Below are 22,998 nucleotides of genomic sequence, written 5' to 3'. Positions count from 1 at the left end.
CCTATTCCCCTTTTATGAAATAATAAGTTCTTGTTTCTCGATATGTTCCATTACGCTCTCAAGTTCCTGCATCGTTTCTATCGTAAAGTGCGCCCCATTTTCAACGAAACGATTGCGAACTACTTCTATTTTTTCACGAAGTTCTACCGAATCCATATTCTCCACTTCTTCTTCCGTTAAACCAAGCTCGCTACTGCCAAGAATTACACCAACTGTCCACATTCCAGCATTTCTTCCCTCTTTCATATCCGATACGGTGTCTCCAACTTTTATCATATGATTCATTGGATATACACCAAGTTCCATCGCATTTTTATAACACATCCACGGATATGGACGACCCGCTGGAACATCATTTGGCGTTACAAGAAAATCAGGTTTATACCCTTGTAGGGCCGCTTCTCTTGCTACAATATCCATCATTTCTCTCGTATAACCAGTCGTTGAACCAATTTTAATTCCTCTTTCACGTAAAGAAGCAATCACTTCTTTTACTCCATTAATCGGCGACGCATAGCGCGGTAAAATAGCGAAGAGAATTTCTTCAAACTCTTCATACATCTCCTGGATATCTGCTTCTGTTGGTAATTGTCCGAAAACACGATTCCACTCACTCGCAATACGAGGCATCTCAGTAAGCGCCCTTACATGATCAATTTTTAATAGCCCCATTGGCTTACGAGCTTCTTCTGCTGTAATCTCAACACCGCGTTTATGGAAAATCTCCATAAATACTTCCAGTGGTGCAAAACATCCATAATCAACTGTCGTACCCGCCCAATCAAAAATAACTGCTTCTATTTTCATTCAATCCATCACCCTTCTTATTTATCTTTTTTGCCATTGTGAAGTTTGGTTACGAAGTGCTTTCGTTCCCCATTCATATACAACTCTTACTACAATATTTGTAACAACAATAAGTACGCTCATTGCAGCTGCTGGTGCTACATTTCCTGCATCATCCATGTTTACAATTGATACAGCAGCTAGTTTAAAATCAGCTGCATATAGGAATACGACTGCCGAAACAGTTACCATTGAATTTACGAAATAGTACATTACCATTTCTAAAATCGCTGGTAAACACATCGGTACTGTTACTCGAAAGAATGTTTTATAAAACGGAATCCCCATCGACTGAGAAACAAGTTCAAACTCTCGATCTAATTTCTTTAAAGCTGTCGTTGCTGTAACAAATGTTACAGAATAAAAATGAATGATATTGACTAGTACTAGCACAGCGATTGTTCCGTATAAAGAATGAAACGGATTCGTTACGGAAAGTCCAAAGATTTGTATGGTTGGTTGACTAAAAAAGAAAACATAGCCTAACCCAAGTACTAAACCTGGTATCGCTAAAGGGACGATAGAGAAAAAGTAACCTGTTTTTCTGAAAAATTGTAGCTGATCTATTTTCTCAATCGCATAAGCGAACATAAATGTTAAAACCGCTCCAATAACCGCTGTGATTGCTGAAACAATTACGCTATTTTTAAACGCTTCAAGTCCATCTCCTGTTAAACTAGAAAAGTTAAAATGCTCAAATGTAAAGCCCATATTATATGGCCATACTTTCACACTTGCAGCAATACCAACTGCCACAAATAATAGAATGATCATAAGCGTTACTACGCTACAATATATGAATGAAATAACATCTCGTTTCTTATTATTTATTATTCTATAAGGTACCGCTTTAGAAGATAAGAGATTTGCCTGCTTTCTTTGCGTAATACGATCAACTGCAAATGCAAATATAGCTGGGATTAATAAAATCATTCCGACAGTTGCACCCATCGGCATATTTTGCTGTCCAATTACTTGCTTATATACGTCAGTAGCAAGTACATTATATTGACCACCAACAATTTTTGGTGCCCCAAAATCAGTGAAACTAAGTGTAAACACAACGAACATCGCACTAATTAATCCGTACTTTACACTAGGTAAAGTAACAGTGAAAAATTGCTTTGTTTTACTCGCTCCTAACATATTAGAAGCTTCATATAAACGATAATCAGAGCCTTGAAAAGCAATTAATAATATAAGAAATGCTTGCGGAAATGTATACATGACTTCAGCCATTACAATTCCTACTGGTCCATATAAAGGGATTTGTATCCCTTCAAACAAACCAAACATTCCTTTCGTTACTAACCCTTGATTGCCAAATAAATATGTCAGTGCGATACCGTGCATCATCGTTGGTGCGAATAGTGGTAACAACGCGACATATTGAAATACACGCTTTCCAAACACATTCGTACGAGCAATCGCATAGGCGTAAGCGAAAGCGAGTGTCACTGCAATAATTGTTGTCGCGCCCGAAATCCATATTGTATTTTGTAATGATTGAACTAGCGTTGGTGTTGTGAAATATTTACTGAAATTCGCAACACCAATAAAAGCTCCATCTTTATCGTAAAAAGCTTGTGTAAACAATTGTAATAGCGGTAATACAAGCATGATCAAAAAAGCAAGAAGCATACCAATAATTAATAGCCTTTGTATCCACTCTTCTTTACCAATACGTCTCTTAATCTTTTTTTTCGTACTTTCTACCTTGATATTTTCTAACATCTCCATCTATACAATGACCTTCTTTCCATATGACAACATATGATTTTCTGAGAAAGAGATTTGAATCGGCTTTCCTTTTCTAATAGCGGTTTTTTCCACTTCTGATGCCAATATATCCACTACAATTTTCTCGTTATAAAGATGTGTTTTTTCTTCTACGACTCGCACTTCTGTCCGATATACAGATCCACGGAATTCCATACTTTCCACAACCGTTTTAATACCATCATTTTGTACAATTGTTACATGTTCAGGACGAATTGCATGTTCTTCATTATTTTTCGAAAAGAAATTAATAGAACCAATAAAATCTGCCACAAACGGATTGGCTGGTCTTTGATAGATCTCCTCTGGTGTTCCAATCTGCATAATCTCCGCATGATTCATTACAACAATTTTATCAGCCATCGTTAATGCCTCTTCTTGATCATGCGTGACCATAATAGTTGTTACTCCTACTTTTTCTTGCAAATCACGCATTTCTCTACGTAACTTTTCACGTACTTTTGCATCTAAAGCAGATAATGGCTCATCCAGTAACAAAATATCCGGAGACAGAGCGAGCGCACGTGCAAGTGCCACTCGCTGCTGTTGTCCACCAGACATTTGAGCAGGATATTTATCTTTTACATTCAGTAAATCAACTAGTTCCAACGCCTCTAGCGCTTTCTCTTTTACTTCTGCTTTTCCATATTTTTTTGTCTTTAAGCCGTATTCAATATTTTCAAGTGCTGTTAAATTCGGAAATAATGCATACGATTGAAACACCATTCCGAAGTTCCTCTTTCCAGGAGGTAATGCTGTAATATCTTTTCCATCCACAGCTATACTACCTGTCGTTGCCTCTTCTAGCCCTGCTAAAATTCGAAGCAATGTCGTTTTCCCACAACCACTTGGGCCTAATAAACATACAAACTCATTTTTTTTCACAGTAAAAGAAATATCTTTTAACGCTGTAAATGCATCAAACTGTTTTTGAATGTGTTGAATTGATAAATATTCGCTCATTTTTTCTCTCTCCCACTCACTTACTTTTTCGGTTCTGCTTTTTGGCCAAACTCTTTTTCCCATTTTTCTAAAATTTTGTCACGATTTTCTGCTGCCCACTTAAAGTCATTCTTTTTGTATAACTTTTCTGTTACATCTTTAGGGAATCCATCTGGAAGTTTATAATCATTTTTAATTGTCGCAAATCCATTTTTCTCAAAGTATAACTTCATTACATCATCAGTAATTGCCCAATCTAAAAATGCTTGCGCTAATTTTTCATTTTTTGCATTATCTTTTTTAATAAGTGCGTTCGCTTCTACTTCCCATCCTAATCCTTCTTTCGGCAATACAACTTCAACTGGCGCACCTTTTTGTTTCTCTTTCAAAGCACTATACACCATTGATACGCCCACTGGATATTCACCTGCGCCTGCTAATTTCGCTGGTTTTGATCCTGAATGAGTATAAGTTGCCATATTATCATGAAGTTTCTTCATGTAATCCCAGCCTTTATCTTCACCCATAATTTGTAACCATGCAGAAACTGTTAAAAATCCTGTTCCAGAAGAAGCCGGATGTGGCATAACAAGCGTTCCTTTATATTCTGGTTTCGTTAAGTCTTCATATGATTCTGGCATCGGTAAATTTTTCTTCTTTAATTCTTCTTTATTTATAGCAATTCCCGTCATAAATGCCGTATTACCTACCCATTTTTCTGGTTGCTTATCATCTTTAAATTGCGGAAGAACACGATCTGCTCCTTTTGGAGAGTATCCTTTTAACATATCTTTTTTATCTAAAGCTAGTAGACTAGACGCTGCTGTTCCCCATACAACATCTGCTTGTGTATTTTTTCCTTCAGCTAGCAATTTCGCTGTAATAACTCCAGTTGAATCACGAACAATGTTCAGTTTTACATCTGGGTACTTCTGTTTAAAAGAATCAAGATAAATTGGTACAAGTTCTTCTTCGATCGCTGTGTAAACTGTTAATGATCCAGATAGTTTATCATCTTTCACTTTTGCCCCAGCACTTTCTTCTTTCTTTGCACCACACCCTATTAATAACGAAAATACCATTCCAGTTGCTACAGCTTTAAAGATTGTTTTTTTCACTGTCTCTCTCTCCTTTTACAAATCTTATGTACAATTTAAATATAAACAACTAGTGTAAAAGCAGTATTAAACCAACATTAATCTTTTGTTTGTTGTTTGTTTTTGTGTAATACGTTGCTACTTCTATGTTTTTTCGCATTTTTCTGCTAATAACGAACACTAAATTTACAAATAATTAAAAAAACCTTTATAATCCCACAAAAAAATGAGGCGTTTGTAAAAAACGCCTCATTTTTGTTTACCTTTTTTTGAATTACGATTTGCATACTTCGCGCTATTTTCTCCTTCATACTCTAATGCAAATTCTGCATCTGGTAAGCTTTCTTTCGGAGTTTTATTATTGTTGATTGCCGCATTTTGTTTCACTTTTCTTTTTGCCAATACACTCACCTGCTCTCAATAATTCACTTTCTACTCTAGTTTGAAACAAGATGCAATAATTATTACTGGCAAGTGTTAACAAGTACATAAGAGCCGCTAGATGGAAATACTACCTATGAAGAAATCATTATAAAAAGGAGCGATTATTTTGAAGAAGGAAGATAAAATTCAGTCACCAATTTTAGATGAAACGCTCCCGCATCAAATGAATTTTCCATCCTTTAAAGGAACAGGAAAGAAGATGCAACAACCTTTCATAAATCAATATGACGTCGTAATCGGAGACAGTAAATATGATTCCGAGAATAGTCCACTTCACAATTGGAGTGATGAAGTAGATCCCGCCATTATGGCTGGAGACGAATGGATCCATCCTACAAATGATATTGGGTGGATTTCAGAAGAAAATCAAGAGTTGCTAAAAAAAGAAGTAAATAATAAGAAGGACGCTTTTATGCATCCCCAATTTGGCATTAACGACTAAAAAACCATTCTACCTAACGTAGGTAGAATGGTTTCATATTATCCAATAATAATTCTCTCTTTCGGGTATTTATAACGAGGTGGCTGTTCTCTTCCACCACTAGCTAGTATAAATGTTAAAATACCGACACGCCCGATAAACATAAGTACAATGAGTACAAGTTTACCGACCGTTGTTAAATCTGGCGTAATACCTGTCGATAGGCCTGTCGTCCCGAAAGCCGAACACACTTCAACAATTAAACTCATAAGCGGTACGTTTTCCGTAATAGATAAAATAAATAGCGCTGTGGCACATAATAAAATCCCCATCGTCATAACGACAGATGCTTTCAGCACGTCCTCTTCATGTAGCTGACGTTTGAAGACTCTAACTGTTCTCCCGCCTCTTGCAAAAGTGTATAACGATAATATACTTACAGCAAATGTTGTTGTACGTATTCCGCCCCCAACTGAACTGGGAGATGCTCCTATAAACATTAATATACTCATAAATAAAAGCGTCGGTTGTGACAATTCACGTATATCCATTGTAGCAAGTCCACCACTTCGCGTCGTCACAGATTGGAATAATGTATAGAAGACTGTTTCATGCCATGATTTCCCTGCTAAAAAATGATTTCGTTCTAGTAAAAAAATCATAATTGTTCCAACGATCACGAGCGCAAAAAATGTTGTTGTCGTCAATTTTGTAAATAATGAAAAACGAAATAGTTGCTGTTTCCTTTTACTAAGGAATTGTTTCACTTCCATTAATACAGGGAAACCAATCGCTCCTAAAATAATAAGCAACATATGAATCATTTGCACAATGTAATCTTTTTTATACGGAATTAGTGATTGTCCTGTTAAATCAAATCCGCCGTTCGTAGTTGCACTAACAGCCGCAAAGAAACCGTGAAAATAAGCCTCTTGCCAAGTTGGAAAGTATAGTAAGAATCTTGTACCTAATAATATTGCTCCAATAAGCTCTATCGAAATAATTACAATTAAAATAGAACGCATCAATTCTACAAGGCCTGATAAATTCCCTTGATTATGGTCTGCCATAATGAGTCTTCTTCTCTGCAAACCAATCTTTTTCCCTGTTATAATCCAAACGAACGTACCAAGTGCCATAATTCCTAAGCCGCCTAATTGTAAAATAAGGGCTAACATAATAATTCCCGCCGTAGTAAATGTATCTGAAATCGTAACAACAGACAATCCCGTAACACTTACCGCACTGACAGATGTAAAGAGGGCATCGATAAATGTCCATTTCACACCAGCCTTCGTAACAAACGGGAAACTAAGCAATATCACCGATACAACTACTGCTAATAAATAAAACAAAACAATGAGTTGTACAGGACGTAATTTTTGTAAAAACTTTTTTATATCTCTCATTCCATCACTTCGCTACCTTTTTTCTATCGATTAAATAAAGAAAAATCTTCACTTTCTTTATTTGTAAATAACTGCTCAAATAATTTGGCAAATACCATTCCATACACAGTCCCATTACCTCCATACGGTAATGCGTAAAACAAATTATGTATCTTTTTGTCTTCTTTTAAAATAGGGAGACCATCATGACTACCACCAAATGCTGCTGCCCAATAGTAGTCTGCCTGTATATTCTTATACTGCGGGAACATCTCTTTTACAACGTTAATAAGGATGTCACGCTTATGCAATAATTTCGTATCACCAATTGTTTGAATTTGCATCGCTTCATCTAATCCGCCTACAATAATACGATTTTGATATGTTCGAAAATATAAGTAAGGCCGTGCTGTTTCCCAAATTAATGATTGTTCGTGCCAGCCTTCAAATGAATCTACCTTATTTGTCACAACTGCATAAGATGTTTCCACTGTTGTATTTTTTTCTTTCTTTCCGAAAAGTGCTTCATAACCCGTCGCCATAATAATATTCTTTGCTACAATTTGATTTCCTGTTTTCGTATAACAAATCAAATCATTTTGGCGTTTTTTTATATGTACAGCCTCTGTATGCTCATGGATAGTAGCACCCATTTGATTTGCTTTATGCAAAAGGCTATGCGCTAATAAATATGGATTCACCTCGGCATCACCATGCGTGTATAACGCTGCTTGTTTTGTGAATGAATACTTCTTCATCATATGTGAATCGGTAAAATATTCAACCGGGAATCCATAATGGCGTAACGTATTATATTCTTCTTGTAAAAACGATACATCCTCATTTCTACTTGCATAATACAAACTACTTCGCGGAATAAACTGGGGATCAATATCGAGAGTCGGTACAACTTGTTCCATTGTTCGTAACGCTTCGTAACAAAGCTTATATGCTCGTACCCCTTTTTTTTCACCAAATGTATGGATAAGTGAGGTTAACGATTTATCATGAAGAAATTGAAGTAAACCTGTATTAGCAGCTGTGCTACCACATGCGATTGCTCTTTTTTCAATGAGCGTAACACGCATTCCAATTTTCGCTAACGAATACGCTATATGAGCACCTGCTTCTCCACTTCCAACTATAAGCACATCACATATCATATCATTTTCTAACGATGGATAACAAGGTATAGAAACGCCTGTATTCCAAAACAACTTACCAGTCATAAGTTTCATAATTATACTCCTAAAATATAAATTTCTCCTTTCTATGTTTTGTTATTTCCCATAAAAAAATCCAACTAACATACGCTAGTTGGATTTTTTATTTTTAATTAGAGCGCTCCTCCAGCCAATTTCCAACTGTCGGATATGTTTGTTTTACCGCTGTTCCACCGTAAACGATCGACATATGTCCCGTTGGTAAACATACATATTGTTTATCTGTGCTAGAAATATGATCTAGCAACGCTTCTACTTGGCATGGCAGTGCAATATGATCACGTTTCGCAGAAATATTTAAGACATTCGCCTTAATATTTGCAAGGTCTACCTTTTGTCCGCGAATAACGAGTTCACCTTTCACTAATTTATTATTTTGATAAAAATCGCGAATCCATTGTCTATACGATTCACCTGGGAATGGGATACCATCACCAACCCACTTTTGAACTAATTTCCAGCTTTCGACGAAGCGCTCATTTTCGGAACGATCGAGTAAAGCGACATATGGACCTACAAAGTTTGTGATTGGTTTTAACATCTTATTTCCGAAATCAATCATTTCTGGTGGAATATTTCCGAATGTATCAACCGCTTTATCTAAATTGAAATATTTCTCATCTAATAAAGGACCGTATAATCCTGTTTCAGAGAAATCAAAAGGACTTGTCATAAAGATTAAGTTGCGAATTGGCATGTGTGGATGAAGTGCTGCATAAATAGAAGTTAGCGTTCCACCCATGCAATAACCAAGTAAAGAAATCTCGTCCGATTTCGCAGTTCGCATTACTTTTTTCACTGCTTTTGCAATATAGTCGAACACGAAATCATCAAATTTCAAATGACTATCTTCTAAACCAAATGTGCCCCAATCAAGCATATACACATCAAAACCACGATCTACTAAATATTCCACTAAACTATTCCCTGGAGTTAAATCCATAATATACGGTTTATTAATAAGCGCGTATATTAATAGGATTGGAACTCCCTGTGTTTTTTCTTGTTTTGGAATGTAACGATACAGCTTCGTTTTATTCTTCGTCCAAATAACTTCTTTTGGTGTTAAACCAACTTGTGGTTCTGGTTCGCGTAATAAAACTTCGCTCGCTCTTTTCACACGGCGATATGCTTTACGATATTCTTCTGGGTACAACTCCAATTGCTTTTCCCATTCCGTTACGAATGTAGTCATTTTTCTATCTCCTTTTTGGTCGATTTCTTTCTAAAAAAAAGAAGTGCATTCCTGCTATGGATATGCACTTTTTTCTTACTTCATTACATGTATAATCCACCGTTAATGTTTAATTGCTGACCTGTGATATACGCACCGTCACGGCATAGGTATACTACACCTTTTGCAATTTCATCAGCTTGACCAAAACGTTTTTTCGGGATTTTCGCAACGATTTTTTGACGTACTTCTTCTGGTACTTCTGCTACCATTTCAGTATCAATAAATCCTGGGCAAATTGCGTTTACAGTTACATTTGTTTTTGCAAGTTCTAACGCTAATGATTTTGTAAATCCTAACATACCTGCTTTTGCTGCAGAGTAGTTTGTTTGTCCAAATCCACCAGCTTGACCAATAATAGAAGAAATACTAATGATTCTTCCTTCTTCAGCTTCCGTTATGTATGGAAGTACAGCACTTGTCGTATTAAATACGCTGCTTAAGTTCACGTCAATTACGCGCTCCCAATCTTCACGATTTAACTTTTTGAATGTACGATCTCTTGTAATACCAGCATTATTAACAAGAATATCAACTTTACCAAAATGATTCACAGTTTCTTCTACAAGTCGGTTTGCATCTTCTACTTTCGAAACATCCGCTTGAACTGCATAAACGTCATGTCCTTCTTTTCCTAATTCATTTACTAAGTTTTCAGCTGCTTCTTTACTGCTGTTATAGTTAATAACTACTTTTGCTCCCTCTTGTGCTAATGCTACTGTAATTGCTTTTCCAATTCCTTTTGCCCCACCTGTTACGATTGCTACTTTGCCATTTAATTGAACCATTTCTTTTCCCCCTTAAATGAATTTGTGAACGATTGTTATGAATCATTTTGGTACTCATATGAATAGAGTCCATTTATTAATTATGTTTCGTTGTTTATATATGAAAAAGAGATTCTCCCTTCCCTTTTACACGTTATAAACAAACGCTATTATCATTTTTTATTTTCTGGCTTATTCGCAGGCTTTACTTCTTCTTTTACAGGTACTTGTAGTTTCGCTAGTACTGCATTTTGCTTTTCTAGCAATTCCAAAATTTGATCAACTTTCGTTTCTAATGTGCGAATATCTTGCTTTACTTTCGTAACATCACGCTTTAATGTAGGAGCTTGTCCTAATGAATCCACTTTCTCTTCTAGAACTTCCTCAATGTTATCAACTTTATTTTCTAAGTTAATAACAAGCGTAGCTACTCTAGCGATATCCTCTTTCGTAGGCACATTCACCTGTTCTAAATAACTTTTTGTTGTATCATTTAACGCTTTTTGATAAAACAAATTCAAGTCTAGAACGCTGCCCATCCAAGCAGAATATTCTTCTGTTTTAATTGTTTCATTGAGCGCTTTTCCCCAAAATGTTTCGGTTTGTTCATAAGCATTTTTCCATGCTTGCAATGGATCGAATTTTTGATCAATCACTTCGCCTACACTCCCTTTTTTGTTTTTGAAACAATTCAACCTATTCACTATTTTCTAATATTCTGAATAAAACTTCAAGTCTATATTTTATTTTTCTTTATTTTCCAATAAATGTGTTGACATTAAAAACAGATAGGTGTAAATTGCACTTATAAGCAAAAAATTCCATCTAACTGATTCATGAGGTGATGCACAATCATGCTACATAATGAACCAGAACACCCAGAAAGTTTGGAAAAAAACCAAGCCAAACAACCAAACTCCATGCCAAAAAACTTCTTAGTTCCTTTCTTACTTCTCTGTCTAAAAGACTGGAGTCTTCATGGTTACAAACTCATTCAAATGCTAATGGACATCGGCTTTTCTTCTGTTGACCAAGGCAATGTGTATAGAACATTGCGCAAGTTAGAAAAAGAAAACCTTATTTCTTCTACTTGGGATACAAGCGAAGGCGGGCCAGCGAAACGAATTTATTCTTTAACAGAATATGGAGAGCAATATTTAACAACATGTGCGACTTCTTTTGAACATTATCAAAATATGTTGCGGACGTTTTTTACGTTATACACCAATGCATTCTTTCCATTTTCTACTTCTCCAGAAAAGGATGAAAAGGATTCTTCATCTTCACCTGGTGGTACAGCAGAGTAATCTGCGTTCACAATATGCAAAAAAACATTTGGAGGTCAAACAATGGAAACTAAGCCATACGAATTAGTCGATGCATTTTGGAAAAACTGGTCTCAATCTCTTTCCCTCTTCTCTTCAGCTGGGAAACAATTGGAGCAACTTACTTTAGAAACTTTAAAACAACAACAAGACGCTTTGCATAAATTAACATCAGGAGTAGATGAACTAGAAAAAGAACTACAACAATTCACTGCTCAGTTCAATAACCAATATACAGATTACGTGAAGCAATTAACTGGAAACTCCTTAAATGATCAAATTAACGAGTGGCAAGGGAAATGGAATGAACTTTCTACTCAAATGCACCAACTTACTGTTTCTCCTACGAAAACATCGTTGTCTATTATTACTCAAACTAGCGGTCAATTTGAAGAAACAACAAAACAATTTATTGAACAACAACAAGTACAACGTGAAGAGGTTCAAAAACAGTTAGAAGTTTTTTTGGGAGAGTTCAAGTCCAAACAACTAGAACTCGCAAAGCAGTTCGAGGAAAACTCAAAAAATTTATTTACTTCCATCAAGTAAGAAAAATGTGGGAGCTAACTGCAGCACAAACAAAACTCTTTCTTCCTCCTACTACATCAAGATGGCTAGCATTTTTCGATATGGAAAAGAAGGAGGCCCAAATGAATCCATTTCAAGAAGCACAAACTGTTCCGGAGCTTCGTTATGATGAGATTCAAGTCGGTGATCAAGCATCCCTTACAAAAACGATTACGGATGAGGACGTTATCAATTTTGCAAAATTAACTGGAGATGTGAACCCTATTCATATTTTAGATTCTTTTGCAAAAACGACAATGTTTAAAGAACGTATTGCTCATGGCATGCTCGTTTCCAGTTTCATTTCGACGATTCTTGGAACGAAACTCCCTGGCAAAAACACGATTTATTTGTCTCAAAACGTTTCATTCCGTGCTCCTGTCAAAATTGGCGATACACTGCGCGTTGTGGCAGAAGTCATCAAAAAACGTGACGATAAAAAAATCATTACGTTGCAAACAAACATATATAATCAATCAGGTGATATTGTCGTAGAAGGTACAGCGACAATACTGAAAAAAGAGTAGCAAATTTGCTACTCTTTTTTCTATCCAATAACTTCTAATCACACCGATTACTTCCGCGTATGAGTACGTCGTTTCCACATAAAATAACGTTACCAGTTCAGATAAGTACTTAGCTGAACTGGACTACTCATAAGGATGTGTATCAACATGGTAAAAACAAACAAATTACTAGTTCCAGGTGCAGAACAAGCGCTTGAACAATTTAAATATGAAATTGCACAAGAATTCGGTGTTAGCTTAGGTTCTAATACAGCATCTCGTTCTAATGGTTCAGTTGGCGGTGAAGTAACGAAACGACTTGTTGCTTTAGCTCAACAACAATTACGTGGATAATACTATAACATATGGCTTAGAGGCAGATATTCTCTGCCTCTTTCTATTTTTAACATACATAATCGTGCTTTTTCACATACTAATAAGAGCAAACTGAAAGGAACGATATGTGATATGAAACGGATTAACATTCGCATGAGTCCTCCCCGTGTTCTTACTTTGTCTTTTATTATGTTATCAATTATCGGTACATGCTTATTAAAGCTACCAATTGCTACAACAACATCTATTTCATGGCTCGATGCTTTATTTACAACCGTTTCTGCTTGTACGGTTACAGGGCTTGGTGTTGTGGACACGGGGAAAGTATTTACCTTATTTGGCCAATGTGTCATTTTAACGCTTATACAAGTGGGCGGACTTGGCATTATGAGCTTTGCCGTTTTAATTGCGATTATGCTCGGCAGAAAAATTGGTCTTCAAAACCGAATTTTACTGCAACAAGCGTTAAATCAAACGAACATTGGTGGCGTCATTCGTCTTGCCAAAGCATTATTTTTATTCTCTTTTACAGTCGAATGTATCGCTACTTTGATTCTTTCTTTTGAATGGGTACCAAAATACGGTATCGCTAAAGGGATCTATTATAGCTTTTTTCATTCAATCTCTGCTTTTAACAATGCTGGTTTTTCTGTGTGGAGCGATAATTTAATGTCCCATTCTCACAGCATCCTTGTCAATCTCGTTATTTCTTCCCTCATTATTCTAGGGGGGATTGGTTTTACAGTAATTATAGATATAAAAAGAAAGAAAAATTTTAAAAACCTTACATTACACTCAAAACTTATGCTCTCTTCTACTCTAATCGTCAATATTATTGCGACTATTTTCATTTTCATATTCGAGTTCCACAATTCTCTTTCTATGAGAGGATTTACCCCATTCGAAGAAGGAATGGCCGCTTATTTCCAGGCAGTTTCAACGCGTACTGCCGGGTTTAATACAGTTGATATTTCTGCATTATCAAAGCCTTCCCTACTATTAATGATGCTCCTTATGTTTATTGGCGCTGGTAGTGCTTCAACCGGTGGTGGAATTAAGTTAACAACCTTTTTAATCATGTTTTTCGGGGTATTCAAATTTTTACAAGAGCAAGATGATATTGTCGTGTTTAAAAAATCTATTAAAGATACCCTCATTGTCAAATCATTGACCATCACTATTATTTCCATTTCATTTATCTTTTTTGCTATTTTAATTTTAAGTATTACTGAGCGAGTTCCTCTATTGACGAGTGCTTTCGAAGTATTTTCAGCATTTGGGACTGTCGGGCTTAGTATGAATTTCACACCACACTTAACGATAATCGGAAAAGCTATTATTATCTTTATGATGTTTTTCGGAAAGATGGGACCTTTAACATTGGCTTTTTCATTTGCACGTAAAAAGAACCGAAAAATAAAATATCCGAATGAAGATATTTTAACAGGTTGACAACCGTATAAATTATCCATATAATGAGAGTACAATAGCATATCTCCAAAGGGGAGTAGCGTCCAAGAATATTTCTTGGAAACAAAGTCGTCATTACGTAGAACTTAGTTCTTCCGGCTTTGTTGGCATTTTCATTACATATGTCTAGCAAGACCTTTGCCTATTAACGGCAGAGGTCTTTTTTGTATTCATTACCAATTTCTTCCAAAGTTAATAGGCAGGAGTATGGGGAAACTAAATAGTGGGGAAATTCTTCACTTATTTAGTACTTATAGAAATGAGAGGAGAATGTACATGGATGTATCATTATTATTGGAGTATGGTTGGGTATTACTCATCCTAATTGCACTAGAGGGGATTTTAGCTGCTGATAACGCTCTTGTTCTTGCAATTATGGTAAAACATTTACCAGAAGAAAAACGAAAGAAAGCACTATTTTACGGATTAGCGGGGGCATTTGTTTTCCGTTTCGGATCATTATTTATGATTTCGTTCCTAGTCGACGTATGGCAAGTGCAAGCAATCGGTGCCATTTACCTTATGTTTATCGCTGGTAATCACTTATTTAAAACGTATGTTAAAAAGAATACGGATGAAGAAACAGAAGAAAAAGAAGCAAAGAAAAAACAAGAGAACTTTTGGTGGACTGTATTTAAAGTTGAGGTTGCTGATATTGCCTTCGCAGTTGATTCAATTTTAGCTGCCGTTGCATTAGCAATGACTTTACCGAAAACAGGATTAGGTACAATTGGTAGTCTTGATACTGGGCAATTCGTTGTTATCTTTGTAGGTGGACTTATCGGATTAATCATTATGCGATTTGCAGCAACTGCTTTCGTACAAATCTTAAAACGTAAGCCAGGACTTGAAACTGCAGCATTCTTAATTGTAGGTTGGGTTGGTGTGAAACTAGCAATCTATACATTAGCACACCCTGCATTAAATGTAATTCCGCATTCATTCCCAGAATCTACGCTATGGAAGCTTACATTCTGGATTGTATTAGTTGGAATCGCAGTTTGCGGTTGGTTCTTCTCGAAAGAAGTAGAAGTAAAAGTAGAAAAGAATTTAGACGAAAAAGCGCTGTAATTACAGCGCTTTTTCTTTTTTCATTCCTCCCTCTCAATGTCCAGAAAAATTTCTATTATACTATCTTTTGTAAACGTTTTCTTAATGTATGTATGTCCTTTTTGTGAAATATTGCACAAACTTATTGAAACTACAACCAAATCCATGTACTTTATTCATATAAGGAGTATTTATAGATGATGTATTAAAGGAGCGTATTACTCATGCTAGAACAAGGATTAGATTATGTTGTCAAACTGGCTAAGAGCAAAAAACAAATGCTAGATACAAACCCGATGCAATATTTCATTCGTGCGGCACTTGCGGGTATTTATATCGGTTTTATTATTGTACTATGCTTTAAATTAGGTAACTTTTTCCACATTGCAGATTCACCAGCAACTTATTTAGCTGCTTCTATGTTTTTCGGAATTGCCCTCGTACTAATTATATATGGTGGCGCTGAATTGTTTACTGGAAACACAATGTACTTCACAGTAGCAACTTTAAGAAAAGAAACAACAATTTCTGATACACTTCGTAACTGGGTCACTTGTTATGCAGGGAATTTAGCTGGTGCTTTATTCTTTGCCTTACTATTTTATGCAACTGGAATTTTCGAAGCAATTGATCACGGTCATTTCATGAATAAGGTAGTAGAAGGAAAAATGAATACACCTACAATGCAACTATTCTTTAAAGCAATTTTATGTAACTGGCTTGTATGTCTTGCGTGTTTCTTACCTTCTCAAGTGAAAGGTGATACAGCAAAAATTATGATGATGATGCTACTCGTTTTCACATTCTTCTTATCTGGTTACGAGCATAGCATTGCAAACTTATCACTGTTTGCTTTATCTTTAGTTTCACCGCATCCGGAGACAATTTCTTTTGCAGGTGCTATTCATAACTTAATTCCCGTTACAATCGGTAACATTATTGGCGGGTCTGTATTTGTCGGTATGGTTTATCATTACTTAACAAAGAAAACACCTGACGTGAAACAAGAAGAAACTGAATTAGTAGCAGCTCAACAAGAAGAGATCATTCCGTTGCAAGCTCATATGAAACATTAAAAACTCCAAAGTTTTACTTTGGAGTTTTTAGCTCCCCACATATTTAACAACTAGATGAGGATTAATTTCCCCTTCTTCCTTTCCCTTATTAATCCTCTGTTTCATCTTGTGCATACCGATGATATCATTCGTATGAAGATAAATTTCATTTACATATAAACCTTCTTTACAAAAAGCCTCTACAAAATCTAATCCATTTCTTTCTCCCCATCCCATGTTAAAGTCAAGGGAAAGAATATTCACCTCATAATTCCGAACCATTTGTAAAGCACATTCTACTGTAGTGGCGGGTACATATCCGTACGGACAACTTCTTTGATCATCCATATATACATTCATGATCTATCCCCTCTCTATTTTGTATACGTGACCAGCATGTGACATATTGCCCCAAGGCTAATAAAAGGACCAAACGGAATTTGGCTCCTCATTGTCATACGTTTTAATACTATACCAGCTCCAAAGAAACAAAGACTAAAGCAAGATGCTAAAAATAAAACCATAAAAATCCCTTTCAGTCCCACTATAAATCCAAGCAGCGAAAGTAATTTTATATCGCCTCCACCAAGCCCTTCTGGATATATTTTTTGCATGCAATATAACAAAATAAATATAACGCCACTACCAACTATACTATCTGTCCAAGTGACTAACGGTACAAAAATACATTCTAGAATGAGTAAACAGGCAAACCAAGCTAAAATACGATTCGGGATTAACATATATATGTAGTCTGTAACTGAAATAATAAGAAGTAATGAAAATAGCGATAATATGATGATAAGCTCCCGTTCCATCCCAATCATATATACAGTAAGAAGAAATATCATTCCGGTTACAAGTTCAAATACTACGTACAAAATTGAAATCGCCCTCTTACAATTCGTACAACGTCCCCTTTGTATACAAAATGAAATGATTGGGATCAATTCTTTTGGCTTGAGCACATACTTACAATAATGACAATGTGAACGCGGGGTAATGATAGACTCACCTAGTGGAACTCTCATCGCAATTACCATAAAAAAAGAACCAAACACCATCCCCACTAACAACGCATATAAATAAGTGAACATCCCTTCCTCTCCTTTCCAGAAGAACATAGCAAAAAAAGGAGAGAAATTCTACTTCATATTATCTCTATTCTATTAAAAAAGCAGGCCATTTTCTGGCCTGCTTTCCCCTTTTTTATACGATGAAATATACTGCTTTTAATGGTCCATGTACTCCGACAACAAGATTCATTTCAATATCTGCCGAGTTACTAGGCCCTGTAATAAAGTTAATACAAGATGCCACTTTCTCGCCATTTTCTATACGTGTGTTCATATCCTGAACTGCTTGTGTAATACGAGGCACAAGTGTTTCACGTGGAATAATAGCAAAGTAGACAGTCGGTAAAAAGTGTAAAGAACGACCTTGACCTTTATGACTTTGTACAACAATCGTACCAGATTCAGCTAAAGTATAATCACTAAATGCGATTCCAATATTCGCTCTTTCTGCGATACGCATATTCTCTTCTTTTTTCTCAGGATCCCATACATTCACTTCAACATTTTGCTTTGGAAGCTCTTCTTTAAATAAAGAAGTCAATCCATAAGAATCAAAACGTTCATCTGCCGATAACATAATAGGTCCCCCGCCGTTTTCCACGATTACTTTTTGAATATCTTCACGTAAACGGTCGTTTGTCGTTTCCACTACAGTTGTATGAATGTTTGTACATTGATTTTTAAATACTTCTAACAATTCTTCTTGTGAATAATCTTTTAGCGTTTCTACATTCACATTACTTTTCCATGCTGGACGCTTTACGCCTTCCGTTTTCCGCTCACGTCCAAGTTCTTTTGCAATATTCTCTAGAAAGGAGTCACGGTTTTGAATTAATCCTGTCATTATTTGTCCCCGCCTTTCTTATGATCTTTATACCAATCACGGAATCGTTCTTTACTTGGAGCCGGGAATTCACGAATATCTGTCCAGTTTTTAAGTGGCCCCACACCTTTTGATACACGGTTACCAGATGTAAATGGGCTCATTGCAGCTGGTGCCATTTTTGACCCCATTTTATATAAAGCAGCTGAAGAAGCACCCATACTAAACATTTTCATTGCTAATTTTTCTGCAAGTGGAGCACGTCCTTCTTGCTCAACAATTACTTGGCGATGTTTTAATAATAAATCATGCAATGGTATTTTTACTGGACAAGCTTCTGTACATGCTCCGCATAAACTAGATGCATAAGGAAGTTCTTTATAATCGTCATATCCGCCTAAAAGTGGAGTTAATACCGCACCGATTGGTCCTGAGTATATAGAACCATACGAATGTCCACCAACATGACGATATACAGGACATACGTTAACACAAGCAGCACAACGAATACATTGCAATACTGAGCGGAATTCAGATCCAAGAATTTGAGATCGGCCATTATCAACAACAACTAGGTGAAATTCTTCAGGTCCATCTACTTCCTCTTCTTGAATTGGTCCCGCTACAGTTACATAACTTGTTAATTTTTGCCCTACTGCACTACGACATAGTAAACCAACTAAAACATCTAATTCTTCCATTGTCGGAACCATACGTTCCATACCCATTACTGCAATTTGTGTTTTTGGAATCGACATAACAAGATCGGCATTACCTTCGTTCGTTACTAAACAAAGAGAGCCAGTATTTGCAACGGCGAAGTTACAACCTGTCACACCAATTTCTGCATCCATAAATTTCTCACGAAGTTGTTTACGAACAAACTTTGTCATTTCATATGGATCATCAGAATTTTCATAGCCAAGTTTTTCTTTAAATACATCACGAATTTGAGCTCTATTTTTATGAAGTGCAGGCGCAATAATATGTGAAGGTGGATCGTTATCTACTTGCAAGATATACTCTCCTAAGTCACTTTCTAACACTTCACACCCAATCTCTTCAAGGGCATGATTCATACTAATTTCTTCAGTTACCATTGATTTTGATTTTACAACTTTCTTCGCTTGTTTCTTTTTTGCAACGTCTTGAATATACTTTGCTGCTTCCTCTTTCGTTTTCGCAAAGTACACGTGTCCGCCTCTTTTTGATACATTTTCACTTAACTGCATTAAGTAATAATCAAGGTTTTCTAACGTATGTTGGCGAATTTGTTCACCTAGTTCACGCCACTCTTCCCAGTTTCCTAATTCGTCCGCTGCTTTTAAGCGATTCGTATATAAGCGCGTTTGTGCAGAAGATACTGCTCCGCGCATAAACGAATCTTGAATTCCATCGCCAACGCGATCATTAAATTTTTTCTCACTGATTTTCATAGACATAGCTTATGTTCCCCCTTCATGAGCGACTATTCAGTACCTCAGCAATATGCATTACTTTTATTTCTTTTCCTAAACGCTCAATACGTCCGCCAATGTTTAACAAACACCCACAATCTGCACCGATTAAATAATCAGCACCTGTTTCCATTGCACTATCTACCTTTTCATCTACCATTTGCTCAGAAATTGGAGTCATCTTCACTGAAAACGTTCCCCCAAACCCACAACAATTTTGCGCATTTGGCAGTTCTCTCACAGTTAATCCTTTGACGTTTGATAATAAAATTCCTGGCGCCTCTTTTACTCCAAGCAGGCGTGTCATATGACACGATTTATGAATAGTAGCGATCCCTGGTAAACTTGCACCAACATCTGTCACTTTTAAAACATCTACAATAAATTGTGTAAATTCATATGTTTTATCAGCAATCTTTTGTGCACGTTTAGCCCACTTCGGATCATCTTTAAAAACATGCGGATACTCATGAAACATTGTCGCACAAGAACCAGATGGTGTAACGATATATTCTGCATCTTCGAAAGTTTCAATCATATGTTTCATCGCTTCTTTTGCTGCTTCTACATGGCCGCTATTATAAGCAGGCTGACCGCAACAAACTTGTGCTTCTGGAAATTCAATTTCACAACCTAAACGCTCCAACACTTCAACTGTTGCTTTGCCGACGTTTGTTTCAAACATATCGACTAAACAAGTAACAAATAAAGTAACTTTCATAATTATTACTCCCCCTTTTTACAACTCCACCAACAAAAGTATGGTCATCAGATGACTTAGAAAAGAAGAAGTAGGCTCAACCATGGCCTATCCTCTCCCTCTTCTAAAGAAAACGCTTACTTAATCTTTCTCTATTTTATCAAAAAATTTGATTTTTAAAAGATTAAATTACGAATTTATATCGTTTTTACCTGTGACAATATGTTCTACATTTGTTAAATGATCTAGCATTGCTTGCTGCGCTAATTCTACATCTTGCTTTAACACTGCATCATATATAACTTGATGCTCTTCTATAAGTCGTTCTGATGTTGTTTGTTCACCATATAAAATAATGCGTCTTGATTCACCAATTGTTTCAGCAATCATCTCTGAAACGTGATTCATGAGTTCAAGCAAAATGTTGTTATGCGAAGACTCCGCAATTCCCATATGGAACTGAAAATCTGCTTTTTCACCAGCCTTTTCATCTCCAATGCTCTTTGCCATTTCATCTAACCAATGCTTCATATTGTGCAAATTATCTTCCGTACGTTTTGCCGCAGCTGCTCGAACTGCCCCCACTTCAAGCACCTTTCGTACTTCTAATAAGTTCAAAATATCTTCTTTCTTCATTAATAATTTATTGTTTAATGATTTTGTTAATGAAGAAGAATCGAAATTCTTCACATATGTACCTTCTCCTTGTTTCATCTCAATTAAGCCCATTGCTCTTAGCGCACTTAACGCTTCACGAACAGCAGATCTACCAACTTGAAACTGCTCAGCTAATTGATGTACAGGAAGTAGTTTGTCACCAGGTTTTAACGTACCATTTTTAATCATTGTTAAAATAGCTTCAGATACTTCTTCGTAAATTTTTTTCGGTTTAATAGATTTGTACTCCAGTTAAATCACCTCAGTATCTTCCAAACAACAATTGAAACGATTTATAAGAACTTTGCATCATAACTATTTTAGAACGAATTGGTAAGAAGTACAAATGTTTTGTTCATAAAATCGTCAAATTTTTAATATTTATTTGATATTAATTTATATGTATTCATGAAGAAAAGCATGTCCTTCACGTTAGAACATGCTTTCTTCAACTTGTATTTTCAATTTAATACTAACCGTCGTTCCATTCCCTTTTTCACTTTCAATTCGCCACTGTCCATCATGTATATGAACAATTTGTCTGACAATGGCAAGGCCTAAACCTGTTCCACCATGTTGACGACTTCTCGCTTTATCAACGCGGTAAAAACGTTCGCCAAGATTTTCTAAATGCTCTGTTTCAATACCGATTCCTGTATCTTTTATGTTCAATTCACAGTAATCATCTATCTGCCTGAGCGTTATCATAATATCCCCGTTTTGATTGGTATACCGTATCGCATTATCTAACACGTTATGAAGCACTTGTTGCATACGATCCTCATCAATCATTACAATGATTTCTGGATTTAAATTTGTTGAAATACGAATTTTCTTTTCTATAAACTTAATCTCATACGTATCTAACACATCTTCAATGAGTTGTGAGAAAACGATAGGTTGTTTCTTTAGTGGAAAATGTTCACCCTCTAATTGTGCTAAATCTAATAAATCATGAACGAGACGCTGCATACGCCCCGCTTCTTTATGAATAAGTTGTGTAACTTTTTCCTGCTGTGGTCCCTTCGCTACACCATCTAAAATAGCCTCACTATATCCTTTTATATAACTAAGTGGTGTTCTTAGTTCATGCGAAACGTTAGCTAAAAATTCCTTTCGCTTTACGTCTTCTGTCTCTAAAGAATTTGCCATTTTATTAAATGCTTTTCCTAATCGTCCAATTTCATCTTCAGAAGAAATTGTAATTCGTTCTGAGAAATCTCCCGTAGCCAAATGATTGGCGACTCGTTCCATTTGCGAAAGCGGTCTCGTAATAGCGATAATAATCTTTCTCCCAATCCATATTGTTAGTAAAGTCATAGCAAGTGCTAACGGTGCTAAAATAAGGCCCATATCATATATTAAGTCTTTTATACTTTTTAAAGGAATATAAGAATATACAATGCCAACTAACTTTTTATTTTCTAAAACAGGGATGACAACCCCCATAATATTACGGTCAAAATGTTCCTCATACCCTATCTTTGTCACCGTTTTTCCATCTAATAATGTTTGCCTATCCCCTTCACTTATAAGAGAATGATGATGCACATCAAAAGGTAAACATGCGCTTAAATCACGTGGGTTTGATACGAAAAGAACGTCTGAACTAGATATTTGATCAAATGCTCGTACTTTCTCTTCAAAAGTTGCTATTCCTTCACGCTTATCATATTGCGCAGCAAGACCCTTCCCTTCCATTACTAATGAATCTTTTAAATTATCAACGTATAGTTTTTCATACGAATATAAAGATACAAAATAAAGAAAAGAAACTGTTACAAATACTGCACATACTACTGTCAGCCAAAGCTTCTGTACCATCGTAAACATAC

25 protein-coding genes and 1 riboswitch are annotated in these 22,998 nt (G+C 36.0%); of the genes, 8 read left to right on the top strand and 17 right to left on the bottom strand.

Annotation, left to right across the window (positions count from 1 at the left end; genetic code table 11):
• Positions 1-12 precede the first annotated feature (12 nt).
• From phnX to MR113_RS06025, 5 genes are all read right to left on the bottom strand, one after another.
• Positions 13-807 (bottom strand): phosphonoacetaldehyde hydrolase, encoded by a 795-nt coding sequence (gene phnX / locus MR113_RS06045; RefSeq protein WP_242252325.1) that lies wholly within the window; start codon positions 805-807, stop codon positions 13-15.
• Between the two features lie 21 nt (positions 808-828).
• Positions 829-2,586 carry a putative 2-aminoethylphosphonate ABC transporter permease subunit gene (locus MR113_RS06040; protein WP_242252314.1) on the bottom strand — a complete coding sequence of 586 codons (1,758 nt, stop codon included), beginning with the start codon at positions 2,584-2,586 and terminating at the stop codon, positions 829-831.
• Positions 2,587-3,588, bottom strand: coding sequence for a putative 2-aminoethylphosphonate ABC transporter ATP-binding protein (locus MR113_RS06035; protein WP_242252303.1), 1,002 nt, complete (start codon positions 3,586-3,588; stop codon positions 2,587-2,589). It abuts the gene before it with no gap.
• Positions 3,589-3,608: 20 nt separating this feature from the next.
• A complete protein-coding gene (locus MR113_RS06030; RefSeq protein WP_242252299.1) occupies positions 3,609-4,685 on the bottom strand; it encodes a putative 2-aminoethylphosphonate ABC transporter substrate-binding protein in 1,077 nt (358 codons plus the stop codon).
• A 228-nt stretch (positions 4,686-4,913) separates the two neighbouring features.
• Entirely contained in the window at positions 4,914-5,066 is a 153-nt protein-coding gene (locus tag MR113_RS06025) for a hypothetical protein (protein WP_061654694.1), read from the bottom strand.
• Between the two features lie 148 nt (positions 5,067-5,214).
• Between MR113_RS06025 and MR113_RS06020 the strand changes: the two genes are divergently transcribed.
• Positions 5,215-5,550 carry a DUF3905 domain-containing protein gene (locus tag MR113_RS06020; RefSeq protein ID WP_242252287.1) on the top strand — a complete coding sequence of 112 codons (336 nt, stop codon included), beginning with the start codon at positions 5,215-5,217 and terminating at the stop codon, positions 5,548-5,550.
• A gap of 38 nt (positions 5,551-5,588) precedes the next feature.
• On the opposite strand, the gene MR113_RS06015 is transcribed toward MR113_RS06020, so the two are convergent.
• The 5 genes from MR113_RS06015 to phaR all read right to left on the bottom strand — a co-directional run bounded on the left by MR113_RS06015 (position 5,589) and on the right by phaR (position 10,797).
• Positions 5,589-6,938 (bottom strand): TrkH family potassium uptake protein, encoded by a 1,350-nt coding sequence (locus MR113_RS06015; protein WP_242252284.1) that lies wholly within the window; start codon positions 6,936-6,938, stop codon positions 5,589-5,591.
• 23 nt (positions 6,939-6,961) lie between these two features.
• Positions 6,962-8,155, bottom strand: a complete 1,194-nt coding sequence (locus tag MR113_RS06010; protein WP_242252282.1) for an NAD(P)/FAD-dependent oxidoreductase — start codon at positions 8,153-8,155, stop codon at positions 6,962-6,964.
• Positions 8,156-8,249: 94 nt separating this feature from the next.
• Complete coding sequence (gene phaC, locus MR113_RS06005) at positions 8,250-9,335, bottom strand: class III poly(R)-hydroxyalkanoic acid synthase subunit PhaC (RefSeq protein WP_242252279.1); 1,086 nt, start codon at positions 9,333-9,335, stop codon at positions 8,250-8,252.
• 83 nt (positions 9,336-9,418) lie between these two features.
• Positions 9,419-10,162 carry an acetoacetyl-CoA reductase gene (locus MR113_RS06000; protein WP_000250414.1) on the bottom strand — a complete coding sequence of 248 codons (744 nt, stop codon included), beginning with the start codon at positions 10,160-10,162 and terminating at the stop codon, positions 9,419-9,421.
• A 152-nt stretch (positions 10,163-10,314) separates the two neighbouring features.
• Positions 10,315-10,797, bottom strand: a complete 483-nt coding sequence (phaR, locus tag MR113_RS05995) for a polyhydroxyalkanoic acid synthase subunit PhaR (protein ID WP_000566960.1) — start codon at positions 10,795-10,797, stop codon at positions 10,315-10,317.
• Positions 10,798-10,995: 198 nt separating this feature from the next.
• Between phaR and phaQ the strand changes: the two genes are divergently transcribed.
• The 7 genes from phaQ to MR113_RS05960 all read left to right on the top strand — a co-directional run bounded on the left by phaQ (position 10,996) and on the right by MR113_RS05960 (position 16,471).
• On the top strand, positions 10,996-11,448 hold the full coding sequence (gene phaQ / locus MR113_RS05990; protein ID WP_000903018.1) for a poly-beta-hydroxybutyrate-responsive repressor: 453 nt from the start codon (positions 10,996-10,998) through the stop codon (positions 11,446-11,448).
• 42 nt (positions 11,449-11,490) lie between these two features.
• Entirely contained in the window at positions 11,491-12,015 is a 525-nt protein-coding gene (gene phaP, locus MR113_RS05985) for a polyhydroxyalkanoic acid inclusion protein PhaP (protein ID WP_061678855.1), read from the top strand.
• Positions 12,016-12,116: 101 nt separating this feature from the next.
• On the top strand, positions 12,117-12,560 hold the full coding sequence (locus MR113_RS05980) for a MaoC family dehydratase (RefSeq protein ID WP_001067917.1): 444 nt from the start codon (positions 12,117-12,119) through the stop codon (positions 12,558-12,560).
• A gap of 147 nt (positions 12,561-12,707) precedes the next feature.
• On the top strand, positions 12,708-12,893 hold the full coding sequence (locus MR113_RS05975) for an alpha/beta-type small acid-soluble spore protein (protein ID WP_000241212.1): 186 nt from the start codon (positions 12,708-12,710) through the stop codon (positions 12,891-12,893).
• 114 nt (positions 12,894-13,007) lie between these two features.
• Entirely contained in the window at positions 13,008-14,327 is a 1,320-nt protein-coding gene (locus MR113_RS05970) for a TrkH family potassium uptake protein (protein WP_242252270.1), read from the top strand.
• 38 nt (positions 14,328-14,365) lie between these two features.
• A riboswitch (yybP-ykoY riboswitch) is annotated at positions 14,366-14,539 on the top strand.
• Between the two features lie 82 nt (positions 14,540-14,621).
• Complete coding sequence (locus MR113_RS05965; protein ID WP_242252260.1) at positions 14,622-15,416, top strand: TerC family protein; 795 nt, start codon at positions 14,622-14,624, stop codon at positions 15,414-15,416.
• Positions 15,417-15,619: 203 nt separating this feature from the next.
• Positions 15,620-16,471, top strand: coding sequence for a formate/nitrite transporter family protein (locus tag MR113_RS05960; protein ID WP_242252258.1), 852 nt, complete (start codon positions 15,620-15,622; stop codon positions 16,469-16,471).
• Positions 16,472-16,498: 27 nt separating this feature from the next.
• On the opposite strand, the gene MR113_RS05955 is transcribed toward MR113_RS05960, so the two are convergent.
• The 7 genes from MR113_RS05955 to MR113_RS05925 form a co-directional block, all read right to left on the bottom strand.
• Complete coding sequence (locus MR113_RS05955) at positions 16,499-16,810, bottom strand: cyclic-phosphate processing receiver domain-containing protein (protein WP_242252256.1); 312 nt, start codon at positions 16,808-16,810, stop codon at positions 16,499-16,501.
• A 14-nt stretch (positions 16,811-16,824) separates the two neighbouring features.
• Positions 16,825-17,547 carry a prepilin peptidase gene (locus MR113_RS05950; RefSeq protein WP_242252254.1) on the bottom strand — a complete coding sequence of 241 codons (723 nt, stop codon included), beginning with the start codon at positions 17,545-17,547 and terminating at the stop codon, positions 16,825-16,827.
• A gap of 112 nt (positions 17,548-17,659) precedes the next feature.
• Entirely contained in the window at positions 17,660-18,370 is a 711-nt protein-coding gene (locus MR113_RS05945) for a LutC/YkgG family protein (RefSeq protein WP_242252252.1), read from the bottom strand.
• Positions 18,370-19,791, bottom strand: coding sequence for a LutB/LldF family L-lactate oxidation iron-sulfur protein (locus MR113_RS05940; RefSeq protein ID WP_000061923.1), 1,422 nt, complete (start codon positions 19,789-19,791; stop codon positions 18,370-18,372). Before MR113_RS05940 ends, MR113_RS05945 begins: the two co-directional genes overlap by 1 nt.
• A 16-nt stretch (positions 19,792-19,807) precedes the next feature.
• Positions 19,808-20,527, bottom strand: coding sequence for a (Fe-S)-binding protein (locus MR113_RS05935; protein WP_000869141.1), 720 nt, complete (start codon positions 20,525-20,527; stop codon positions 19,808-19,810).
• Between the two features lie 168 nt (positions 20,528-20,695).
• Positions 20,696-21,385: a FadR/GntR family transcriptional regulator gene (locus tag MR113_RS05930; RefSeq protein WP_270731224.1), complete on the bottom strand. Its 690-nt coding sequence runs from the start codon at positions 21,383-21,385 to the stop codon at positions 20,696-20,698.
• A gap of 210 nt (positions 21,386-21,595) precedes the next feature.
• Positions 21,596-22,996, bottom strand: coding sequence for a sensor histidine kinase (locus MR113_RS05925; protein ID WP_242252240.1), 1,401 nt, complete (start codon positions 22,994-22,996; stop codon positions 21,596-21,598).
• Between the last annotated feature and the right edge of the window lie 2 nt (positions 22,997-22,998).

The organism is Bacillus cereus group sp. BfR-BA-01379 (genome assembly GCF_022663605.1).
Taxonomy (GTDB): domain Bacteria; phylum Bacillota; class Bacilli; order Bacillales; family Bacillaceae_G; genus Bacillus_A; species Bacillus_A mobilis.
The sequence above is the reverse complement of the archived record's forward strand: the minus strand, read 5'-3'. Positions and strand labels throughout refer to the sequence as shown.